We start from the raw sequence: 11,988 nt of genomic DNA, 5'->3' as shown, positions 1-11,988 counted from the left end.
ATCTATAAGGTGTATCTAATATTTGATTTAGACTTTTTATTTTTTGATATGACCAAAAAATTGGCTTTAAAGGCACTCTATTACATCCACGATTTAAACATTAAACCCCAATGAAGTACAATGACTTTTATGAAATTTCAATATCTTAAATCTTTTCTCCATTGTGCCTAAAATGCCCCTTATTTTCATAAAAAAATAAATCATACTACGACATATGAGGAATTTCACTTCCTCAAATTTTAATAATTTAAAATAAAAAATTTTAAAACAGGTTCAATTCTATACTAAGAGATATTTGTTCGAAGGGATAATTTATGTTCGCTGCAAATTTGAAAGAACGGGCTGCTTTATTCGAGAGTAGAACTTTTCTCTATTTTACGTTGAGCAGCTTATTTGCTACATTTGGAAATGGGCTAAATTATATTGCATTATCATGGCTAGCCTACAATCAGACGAGTTCAATTCAGGGTGTAGCACTTCTCATGTTTTTTCTCTGGATGCCGAGCATTATTTTTGCGCCTATTTTTGGCGTATTAGCGGATAAATACAATCGTAAAGTTCAGATTGTCATTTCAAACCTTGTCAGAGGTTTGGTGCTCGTGGTTTGGGTAACACTTTGGCAATTTGGCATAGAAATTAACTTAATGTTCTTATCGGCTTTCTTGGGTATTTTGATTTCTTTGTATATGTCATCAGCACTCTCTTTAATTCAAACTATTGTTCGAAAAGAGCAGTTGATTAATGCAAATGCGACAATTGATATGGTGTATGAATTTGGCACGATCATAGGTATGGGATTAAGTGGATTTATACTCACCTATGCTGGAATAAAAGGAACTCTTCTGATAGGTGGCACATTCTCTATTATTGCTGGTTTGTTTAATTTTGCAATGAAGGTACCTAAAACCGGAGGATTTGAAAGGCAAAACCAGCAAAACTTGTGGAAAAATTATACAGAGTCACTTCGTTATTTTAAGCAGAATCCGGCTCTTTTTATGCCTTATATGAGCCAGATGATTATTATGACACTTTTAATGACAATTCCTGTTATTTTGGTTCCCTATACACAAGAGGTCTTGAATGAAGATAGCAGCAGGACCTTTGCAATGTTCGAAGTACTTTATTCAGCGGGCGTATTTATTGGTGCACTTCTTTCGCCACTTTTTTGTCAAGTTTTATCCATAAGGAAAACACTGGCGCTTTTATTAGCTATTATAGCTATCGGTCTTTTCATTCTATCTATTAATAGACATACACTTATTGTTTTTCCTGTTTATTTTATGATTGGATTTGGACTTTCGAGCTGGGCTCTGTCAATTTCTTTATCACAACTTTCTTGTGATCCTAAATATCAGGGAAGATTACAAGCAAGTTTTAATGCTCTCTCTGGTTGCTTTATCCTTGGAGTTTATCTCTTCATGGCGAAAGAGAGCAGTAGCATTTCACTCCAATCTCTATACTTTTTTCAAAGTATTGTTGCTGTTATTGGAATGCTCATTGTTTTATTTTACAAAAATAAAAAACAGTAAATTGTTTTAAGTATGATGTCATTTTGCAAATATTTATAACGCTTGACATTTAATGTGTGGTTTTAAAAGAGGTGAGCCAATTTCAAATGCCAAGAGCGGAGTTTTTAATATAAATTATGTATGCTATAAAATGCTCGTCGTTTTTTGATAAATGACCCAAAAACAGTGATATGTTTATGCAATTAACCTTATTATTGTGAATGGCCAATAATACAGTGCTTTAAAATTTTTTTCATTTTATGTTTAAGCAAAATAGAACGCAAAGCAATGAGGCATTTTCGCACACGATAGGTGTTAGGTTAATTGCGGTCTTCAAGATTTACATGAAGAATTGTATCAGTCTTGTCAATTGTTTCATCTTCATTGGAATGAGAATTTCTGCGATGTTGTAAGGTCTGTATAATTTCCTTTTTCAAAACGCTATCTGTTTCGCTTAAACGGTGAATACTCAATTCCAATTCAAGAGCTAAAGCCAAATCCACGCACAATTTAAGCTCTTCCCCAATATCAGAACCCCGTTGATAATCGTCATAAAGACCAACAAGTGTATCGGATAATTCTTTATCGCATAAAGAGGTCATGCTTATTCCTCCACGTTGCGGTTTTTTCATGCGGCTTTGATATTTTAGGTGTTACCCCACTGTCATCACCAAGAGTTGCCATGTATACCAACATCATGGTTTTGTCAATTTGTTGCAAAACAGCAGTTTTTAAACTATAATCTATTGGCAATTTTATTGCACCAAGATCTTTAATCTTCCAATCATGAAGAGGTATTGCAGTATCTTTACTATGGAGTTTACAGCATTGAGGATATATTGCCAAACGGCTTTTAATTTGCGTGTGAGATGGACTACTTTGACGATAAAACACATACCCTAAGATCTCGTCATTGCCAATCAAAACAAAATCTGTACTATTGATAATAAGCAGATATGGTTTGTAAATGTTTAGCTTTTGCATAAGAGGTGATGGTTTCATATTTTCCAGAACATCAGGTATCTTGCTCATTTTGTATGAACTTTTAGACATTGATAAATCTTTTATCTTATGTAATTAGAAAACTATGGGAAATGCTTTACACATTCTTGCCAAGAGGTTTAAGCGGCATTATTGCAAAATAGGCTGTGAGCAAGAAGAGAAGCCTTATCACGCTTTTTTGCTGCTTTAGAAATGCAAATGCAACTTTTTAGGTGGCGATTGACCAACATCTGCTTGGTGAGCAATCGGATAAAATCGGCAATGATGTGTTCAGTTTTTTCGTTGAGGTCTGTCGAGATGTTTTTGACACGGGATGGGGGTATTTGGTAAACTCTGGCGTTCTTTGCCAAGGATATATTCTGGTGGTGTAGCTTGGCTAAGATATTCTGGTGATCCCCTTTTTGTGTGATTGTCATGAATACGGATGCTGTAACATCCATTTTTGTGGGGTACTATGTGTAATAACCGCCCTTCTTAATGGGAGGATAATGATAGATATAAATCAATATAATTATTTAGTCAACAATTATATTGATTTTGGAGTAATTTTTTTGGCACGTCCTGAAAAAGAACCTAAAACCAAATTGGCAAGACGTTTTCGTGAAGTGCGGCGTATACTTGGTTTCACGGAGCGTAAACAATTTGCCGAACATCTTGGTATAACTGCTGGTTCCATAGGGACTTATGAAATGGGCATAAGTGAACCTACAGCCTCTGCTCTCTCTAAATACAAAGAAATTTGCGGTGTTTCATTAGATTGGCTGATAACTGGCAATGGTGAGATGTTTACAGACATAGCGAAGGCGAAAGCAGCGGGTTTAAAACCACAAGCTATTCCTGCTGGAGTGATGAAGCGCCTTGGGTATTTAGCTTATACGACCTATCGTGATGCACAAATAACACTTCCTCCTGAAGATGTAGCGGAGTTAGCGGCAGAGCTTTATGGAAAGTTGCAAGAGCTTATTCACAATATCCAAGATATGGAAGAAGTCGAAGCCACTTTGCCTCTTTTAAAACTTCATTTAAAACGCCAAATCGAAGCAGAAAAAGCCCATCAAATAGTGGATACCGCTAATAGTTCAATTGAGTAGTACACATTTTTTATAACGTTTTATAACGTCTAAGTGTTGATTCAAGAGTCTATAACATGTGTATTTGGTGATGGATCTTATTTATTCGTGCAAAAATCTGGAAAAAGCATAGTCTGTTTATAGAAAATGTTTCTAAAGCATTTTTCATATGATTTCGTAAGAGAGATTTACGAAAAAACTCTGTTTGTAATGCTTTAGGGTGGCAAGAGCTAAAAACACAACCTTTTCATTGAGCGGTATTTTATAAAAATCCATACATTTATAAAAAAACAATAACTATTAAAATAATTTTCTTATCGCAGCTTAAAAAAGGAAACAAATATAAAGAGAGAGAAGAATTCAAGAAAATGTACAGAACTTTTATTTTTTTATAAAGCGCATGAAATTAAAAGAGCAAAAATTTATTTGAGAAATCGCTGAATGAGATTGGTAAATCTTTCCTTTAAAGATACAGATCCATATTATAAATATGCTATTTCATAGTGAATAATGCTATTAGCATGATAAGCACTCTCTTTTACATTATGTAAAAATTCTAAAAAAATCATAAGCTTATACTTATAAGAAAAGCTATAGTAAAATAGCTCTCTTTAGGTTTATTGAAAAGTATTTTTGCAAATTAATAAAAAATTATTTTTCACACTCTTGCCATTTTTCTTGTGCGCTTTATCTGAAAGGTAGAATTGCTCTTTAATGAAGCTGTTTTTGTTAGAAGATAAAGCGCGGGTTTTTGAATGGGGAGAGGTACGATATTTTCAAAATTGTCTATTTTCTTTATTTTTTAGCTTAAATCCCTCTAGCTAAAAGGGTTGGGGACTTTCCTAGATTTAGCGTCTCTTTAGAGACTTTAGGATGATGCCGTAATGAATATCGGTATCACGAAGGGATGGGTTTTATCTTTATTTATTGGTTTTTGGGGTGCGCGAACAGGGGTTTTGCCACGAGAGTTTTTGCGCCTTGTAATGGTATTGGACTCTGTTGGAGGAGGTTCTTATGAAAAAATTATATTCAAAATCAAATTCGCTTAAAGCGGTCTCATTAGGAACCGCCATGGCGGCGCTCTTATCGAGTGTCTCACCTGTTTTCGCTGCTGGCGTTGCGATAACAGGAGGGCTTGTTCAGTATGATAGTGGTCCCGGTGTTCCTTATACATATGGTAGTCATGGCAGTATTGTTTTTGCCGGTGATAATGATTTTTGTGGTGCGGATAATGTTAAAGGGCGTGGTGGTTCATCAAAAACAGGTACACAAATAACTGCAGAGGATCAATATAGAAGATTTATTGAAAATCAAGAATTTTCAAATCGTAATCCTTATGGCACGACAACTGAGAAAGTCATTTGGAGTAGTGATGGTACAACGACTCCAAAGGGAGGTTATATGGGAACCCATACTGGTGGTATGACAAATGCAATGCCTGAAGCTTATGGTGTTTATTCTTTTGTAACCGGTTGTGGAGCTGCGGCAACGGGGAATTATTCAACAGCATTTGGTGCTGGTGCGACCACAAAAGCTGGTGGAGCCCAAGCTTTTGGTGTTTCTGCACTTGCAAGCGGTAAAGCAAGTATTGCTATGGGCGTTGGATCAGAAGCATCAGAAGAGGCTACGGTTGCTATTGGTGGACTTGCAACCGCTTCTGGTAAAAATACTGTTGCTTTAGGTGTAGAGGCAAAAGCACAAAAGGAATATGCGATTGCTATCGGCGCAAGGGCTGAAGCTCAAGCTTCAGGTGCTATTGCGATAGGTGGTGTCAAATCTGAAAGAACAGAACAAGCAGACCCTAAAAGAAAAGCAATAGCACAGTCTGAAAATGCGATTGCTATAGGTTCGCATACATACGCTAAAACTGAAGATTCCGTTGCTATTGGAGCAAATGCACAAGTACTTGTTAATGATGGTGTTGCTATCGGTGGTGGCTCTGTTTCTGATAGAGACAAGGGCGTTAAGGGGTATGACCCTTACCTTAATGGTGATACGACAGAAACCGGTATAGCATGGGTAAGCACAGCAGGAGCTTTTAGCGTTGGTGAAGTTGATGCTCTTGATGGAGGAGGTAATCTAACACGGCAAATTACAGGGGTAGCTGCTGGTACCAAAGATACAGATGCTGTGAATGTCGCACAGTTAAAAGCTCTGAGAGGTATCATAGGAGAAGGAGGAGGAAGTTGGCAAATTTCTGCTAATGATACAAGTCCTACAGATGTTAATGCAGGCAATACAGTAGATTTTTCAGTGAAAAGTAACAACGTAGTAGGAAAAGATAACCTAAAGATTGAAAAAAGCAATGAAGGCGATAAGCATAAAATTCAATTTACTTTGAATGATAATCTTCAGTTAACGAGCATCACTACAGGCAGAAGCACTATGAGTGATGATGGCTTTGGATTTACTGATAATAATGGACCAAGAATAGCTTTTGATGGCATTCATGCTGGCGATAAAGTAATCACAGGAGTGAAAGCCGGAGAAGAAGATACTGATGCAGTGAATTATAAACAGCTGAAAGAGGTAAGAGATGCTTCTATAACGCATTGGCAGCTTACCGTTAATGGTGAAAGTCCTATATCTATTGGACAAAACGATACAGTAAATTTGAAGTCAGCTAACAAGGAAGGAAAGAAAAACATCACAATTGTAGGAGATGATAGCCGTAATGTCACATTTGACTTAGCTAATAATATTACAGTGACGAGTGTCACTGCAGGCAGAAGCAAGATGAGTGATGATGGTTTTATATTTGATGGTGATAAGGGACCAAGAATAACTGTTGATGGTATTTCTGCTGGTAAGAAAAAGATTACAGATGTTGAAGCGGGGACTGTCGATACCGATGCAGTAAATTTCAAGCAATTGACTGAGGTAAAAGGATTGATATCAAAAGCAGGAGGTTGGAAGCTTTCTGTTAATAACGATGATGCTACAGATATTGAGGCAGGTAATACAGTAAAATTTACTGCTGTTGCGAATAATGAAGGTCACAAAAACATTAAAATTGTAAGAGGCGATAATAACGAGGTAAAATTTGATTTAAACGAAGTTATTCAAATTGCTAAAACAATAAAAGTAGGGAGTGAAGTTACTATAAATAATAGTGGTTTAGCGATTAAACAGGGTCCAAGTATAACATATGGCGGTATTGATGCTGGCAATAAAGAGCTTAAAAATGTAGCAAACGGTGTTTTATACACGGATGCAGTTAATCTTTCACAGTTGCAAGAAGTAGAGGAGAAAATAAAAGACGTAACAAGCAATAGTCTTGTTAAATGGGAAGAAGGTCAGAAGCTTATCAGTGTCGGTAAAGAGAAAGATGGCACAAAAATTGATATCACAGGTACTAGTGGAGAGCGGACTATTGCTGGTGTAAAAAAAGGGGATCTTTCAAAGAATTCAACTGAAGCTGTAAATGGTTCACAGCTTTGGGATACGGAACAAAAAGTTGCTCATATTGATAAGAGAGTTGACATTATATCAAGTACGGTTACTGATATGAGTAAGGAAGTTCACGATCTTTCTGAGGATGCTGTTCGCTATGACAGAGATGAAAACGGTCAAAAAACTAATAAGGTTACTTTGAGAGGTGGCGATAAAGATGCCCCTGTATTAATTACAAATGTTTCTGATGGCAACATTAAGAGCGGTTCCAAAGATGCAGTGAATGGTGGTCAAATCAATACGATATCTGAAGATATTGCGAGGTTTTTTGGTGGTGGTACAGAATTTAATAATGGCACCTTTAGTAATCCTAGGTATAATTTATCTAAAGTTTCTACAGATGGTAAAATAGAGCAGAAGGAATATAATGATGTTGGTAATGCTCTTGAGGGGCTTGATACAAATATAAAGAATGTAAATACCCATGTACAATACGTAGATAATAAATTTGATCAGAAATTTGATAAGTTCTCTCAAGATGCTTTATTATGGAGTGAAAATGAACAAGCATTTGTTGCACTTCATGGAGAAGGGCGTAAAACAAACAGCAAGATTAAATTTTTGAAAGATGGCGATATTGATGTTAACTCAACAGATGCCATCAATGGTTCTCAGCTCTTTGAGATTGCTAAAAATATATCAAACTATTTTGGTGGCAGTACAGATGTCATTGATGGTATAGAACCAGCTTTTCTTATTAAGGATGAGACGTATAATAATGTTACAGATGCTTTCACTGGTGTAAATATTTCCATTAAAAATCTTGATGATAAGATTATTGAAATGAAGGAAAATAATCTTGTGCAACAAGAGGGAATTTCAGGTGTTATCACTATTGGTGCGAAAACAGCAGGTACTAAAATCAATGTTGCAGGCGTTGGTGGTGCAGGGCGTACTATTTCTGGTGTAAAAGCAGCAGAGGAAGATGATGAAGCTGTTAACAAAGCCCAACTTGATAAAAGCATAAAGGGGATCTCTAAAGATGCTTTACTGTGGGATGAAGAAGAAGGTGCATTTGTTGCACTTCATGAAAAAGATGGAAAGAAAACAAAGAGCAAGCTTAAATCCCTTTTGGATGGTGAGATTATTGAAGGTTCAACGGATGCTATTACGGGTAACCAGCTTTATCTCATGAGCAACAAGCTTGCCAATTATTTTGGTGGCGGTGCTGGTTATAAGAATGGTCAATGGACAGATCCTACTTTCAAGATTTCTAAAGTTGATGAGAATGGTAAGACTGTTGAGACAAAGCACAACAATGTCGCAGATGCTTTCGATGACATTAGTAATGGGATGTCAAATATTAATAACCGTATTGATAATGTTATAAACAAGGTTGATTCAGATGCTTTAAAGTGGAATGAGAATAAAAAAGCTTATGATGCTGGTCGCAATGGTCAACCAAGTAAGATTATCAATGTAGCTGATGGTAAAATTGCAAAAGATTCAAAAGAAGCAGTGAATGGTGGCCAACTTTGGAAAACCAATGAGCGTGTTGCAAATGTTGAAAATCATGTTGAGATTATCGACAAAAAAGTTGACAACATTTCCAATACGATTACCAACATTGGTGATACAGTTAACAATATTAACGTCAAAGTTGATAAGATTGATGACAAGGTTAACAACATTGCTGAGGATGCTGTTCGCTATGACAGAGATGCAAACGGTAAAAAGACCAATAAAATCACTTTGAAAGGCGGTAATGAAAGTGAACCTGTTATGATTGATAATGTTGCTGATGGTCGCATTGAGAAAGGTTCGAAAGAAGCTGTAAATGGTGGGCAACTTCACGACTACACCAAAGAACAAATGAAAATCGTTCTCGATGAATCGAAGCACTACACAGATCAACGGGTCAATAATATTGTTATCGATGCGATTGACGATGCTGTTGAGAGGTCCAAACAATATACCGATATGAAGTTTGATGCTTTAAATTACAGTATTGAGGGTGTACGAAAAGAAGCAAGACAAGCAGCGGCTATTGGTTTAGCAGTAGCTAACTTACGCTACAATGATACACCTGGAAAATTAAGTGTTGGATTTGGTACTGGCTTATGGCGTAGCCAATCTGCGTTTGCCTTTGGTGCTGGTTATACATCAGAAAAGGGAAATATTCGCTCTAATGTATCTGTTACCACTTCTGGCGGTCATTGGGGTGTAGGTGCTGGATTCAATATGACATTGAATTGATATCAACAAAATTCTTGAGTAAAAACACTTGCGCTCTTGTCTTAATGAAGACAGGGGCGAAAGTTTATTTTAATAAGAAACCAATAAAGTTAACAAACGAGATAGTGAAGTCTTTAAAGAAAAACATGACAAGTAACTGAATAATAAAATAAAATGTACTATTAATGCTAAAGCTCTGTTTGCATCTCAATTTACAACTTAATAATAACGGAGATTATCAGATATTAATAATTTCTGCTTTTTACGAAAAAATAGCTCAAAAGATCATAAAAACCACAATGCTACTTAATTCACAAGTAAAAACTCACCAACCTAGCATGAAAATAGTCCTCCGCAAATTTATTTAAATGAGCCTATTATCCAATAACACATCATCATAAAAATAAAACTGCCAAAAAACTTCCAACTTTCTTTAAAGTGGCTTTTTTATTATAGCTTCACGCAAAAATAACCTTTCCCAATAATTATTAACATTTCATTTAATAAAAATAATACATTATAAATTGAAATATGGTTTTTTTATGTCATAAATATGTTTGATTTGATTTTTTTTCATTGGGGCACTTGTGATGAAAGAATTATCTATCATATCAAAGAGGAATGACTGGGATTACGTACATTTCTCTCAACATTTGTTTAAAAAGCTTTTGTTAGGAACCGCAATCGTTGCATTTTTATCAAATGTTTCGCCTATTTTTGCAAAAAAAATTAATTTACCAGAACAGTTTCTTCAAACTGTAGAAAAGGCGTCGGTGCTTTATTTTCAAGGAAACAATAGGAGTATTGTTTCTGCTTACGCCAGTCATAACAGTTTTGATGACTTTAATTTATCCAAAGCAGAATATTTAAAAGCGCTGAATATGGTGCTCGCAGCAAAAGTGAATGCTTCTGCGGATGATAAGGATTATGCAAATTTTCTAAACAAAATCCTTTCTGATGGAGGCAGTGATAGTTTTGTTGTAAATACTCTTAGAGTAGATGGTAGTAACCGATCGAAACGAGCGGTAAATACAGAGGAAAAAAAGAAGAAATCTCTTATCAGTCCGCAGTTGTCTGTTCGTAATAATGTTTTTTCTCAACAGCTTGCACAGAATGATGAGAATACAGCGATCATTGATGTATCTGATTCCTCGCGCGATAGTTTCACTGCAATAACGAAGCGTAGTGCCGGATTACAACGTATCAATAGTACGAATGTCATATTGGGTGAAGGAATAAAAAGACGTCCAAATGCCTATAGTACCGAAGATATTGTTGCTATTGGTGCTAATGTATCAATGTTAGCTATAGATTCGGTTGCTGTTGGTTATGGTGCGGAGGTAGAAAAAGAAATTTCTATTGCTGTAGGACATTTAGCTCACTGCGTAGGTAAAAAAAGTATCGCTATAGGTGGTGAAGGTAGAGATGGGGATAAACCGATCCCTACTGAGGGTCGTACGATAGCAAAAGGCGAAGAATCCATTGCTATTGGATATCGTGCTAGGGCGAACAATATACAATCTATAGCTCTTGGTTCTTTTTCAACGGTGCAGAGAGATTCCGGTATAGCTGTTGGTCATCTTGCAAGGGCATCGGGTGTGAGTAGTATTGCTATAGGTCAAAATACTAGTGCTGATGAAGAGAGTTCTATTGCAATTGGTAGTGCTGGTAATAAAAGTGCTGGCGCATTCGCGAGGGGTAAAAAAACAATTTCTATAGGTTCTGCTTCTATTGGTTTTGGGGAAAATTCAGTGGCTCTAGGTATGAATTCTGGAGCAATTGTCCCTACAGGTGTTGCTTTGGGTTGGATGTCCTATTCTATGACTTCGGATTCTGTTCATGGTTATGATCCTATGACGCATGCTCTTTCAAAAGATAATAGTATAGCATGGAAAAGTTCTGCAGGGGCGGTTAGTATTGGTAATCCCCAGCAAGAAATAGTGCGCCAAATTACAGGAGTATCTGCTGGTACTGAAAATACCGATGCAGTGAATGTTGCACAGTTAAAAAGTCTAGAGAAAGTTGTAAGAACTAAAGGTTGGAGTTTATCTGTAGGCGGTGAAAATGCTAAAACTGTTCTGATGGACAGTGGTGTAGATTTTTCCGCAGGAAGCAAAAATTTCATAATTAAAAAAAGCAATGATGATAACAAAGTAAAATTTGATCTTGCACAGGACCTTAAACTGAATAGCATAAAGTTAGGGAAAAATACTTTAGATGCAATGGGTTTATTTATTAGTGATGGTCCTAAAATAACAACTGCAGGAATTTCAGCAGAAAATAAAAAGATTACAGGCGTGGCAAATGGTACTGAAGATAGCGATGCGGTGAATTTTGCACAATTAAAAGCAATAAAGCAAAAAGGAACAGGCGGTGGTTTCGTTGAGCAAAAGACACAAACAGATCCGATTACTATTGGCAAGAATACAGGTGGTGATAAAATCGATATTGCCAACAATAAAAGTGAAAAGCGTATTCTTACGGGTATAAAGAAGGGTGACGTCTCAAAAGATTCAACAGAGGCAGTCGCGGGCTCGCAACTGTTTACTACAAATCAGAAAGTAGATACTGTTGCTAACAATCTACAAACTGTTGCTACGAATATAGCCAAGTATTTTGGTGGCGGTGCTAAGTACGAGAATGGCGAATGGATGGCTCCTAGTTTTAAAGTGAAGACAGTTAGGGAAGATGGTAAGGCTGAAGAGGCGAGCTATAAGAATGTAGCGGAAGCTTTGACAGGAGTTGGAAGTTCTATCATCAATGTTCAGAATAAAGTGATT

6 protein-coding genes and 1 pseudogene are annotated in these 11,988 nt (G+C 36.4%); 4 read left to right on the top strand and 3 right to left on the bottom strand.

Annotation, left to right across the window (positions count from 1 at the left end):
* Window positions 1–314 precede the first annotated feature (314 nt).
* Window positions 315–1,529, top strand: a complete 1,215-nt coding sequence (locus tag BN200_RS02075; RefSeq protein ID WP_019220762.1) for an MFS transporter — start codon at window positions 315–317, stop codon at window positions 1,527–1,529.
* Between the two features lie 299 nt (window positions 1,530–1,828).
* On the opposite strand, the gene BN200_RS02070 is transcribed toward BN200_RS02075, so the two are convergent.
* From BN200_RS02070 to BN200_RS02060, 3 genes are all read right to left on the bottom strand, one after another.
* On the bottom strand, window positions 1,829–2,110 hold the full coding sequence (locus BN200_RS02070) for a hypothetical protein (protein WP_019220761.1): 282 nt from the start codon (window positions 2,108–2,110) through the stop codon (window positions 1,829–1,831).
* The gene (locus BN200_RS02065; RefSeq protein WP_244426848.1) at window positions 2,091–2,540 is read right to left on the bottom strand and encodes a hypothetical protein; all 450 of its coding nucleotides are present in this window, start codon (window positions 2,538–2,540) and stop codon (window positions 2,091–2,093) included. The genes BN200_RS02070 and BN200_RS02065 overlap by 20 nt, the downstream gene beginning before the upstream one ends.
* An 89-nt stretch (window positions 2,541–2,629) precedes the next feature.
* Window positions 2,630–2,950 carry a helix-turn-helix domain-containing protein gene (locus BN200_RS02060; protein ID WP_019220760.1) on the bottom strand — a complete coding sequence of 107 codons (321 nt, stop codon included), beginning with the start codon at window positions 2,948–2,950 and terminating at the stop codon, window positions 2,630–2,632.
* A 111-nt stretch (window positions 2,951–3,061) separates the two neighbouring features.
* Here BN200_RS02060 and BN200_RS02055 point away from each other — a divergent pair, with 111 nt between their 5' ends.
* From BN200_RS02055 to BN200_RS09340, 3 genes and pseudogenes are all read left to right on the top strand, one after another.
* On the top strand, window positions 3,062–3,601 hold the full coding sequence (locus tag BN200_RS02055; RefSeq protein ID WP_034988862.1) for a helix-turn-helix domain-containing protein: 540 nt from the start codon (window positions 3,062–3,064) through the stop codon (window positions 3,599–3,601).
* A 993-nt stretch (window positions 3,602–4,594) separates the two neighbouring features.
* The gene (locus tag BN200_RS02050; RefSeq protein ID WP_019220757.1) at window positions 4,595–9,229 is read left to right on the top strand and encodes a Vomp family autotransporter; all 4,635 of its coding nucleotides are present in this window, start codon (window positions 4,595–4,597) and stop codon (window positions 9,227–9,229) included.
* A 569-nt stretch (window positions 9,230–9,798) separates the two neighbouring features.
* Window positions 9,799–11,988: pseudogene (locus tag BN200_RS09340) on the top strand (hypothetical protein); the annotation flags it as partial.

It is taken from the genome of Bartonella senegalensis OS02, from assembly GCF_000312545.1.
GTDB classification, from domain to species: Bacteria; Pseudomonadota; Alphaproteobacteria; order Rhizobiales; family Rhizobiaceae; genus Bartonella; species Bartonella senegalensis.
The sequence above is the reverse complement of the archived record's forward strand: the minus strand, read 5'-3'. Positions and strand labels throughout refer to the sequence as shown.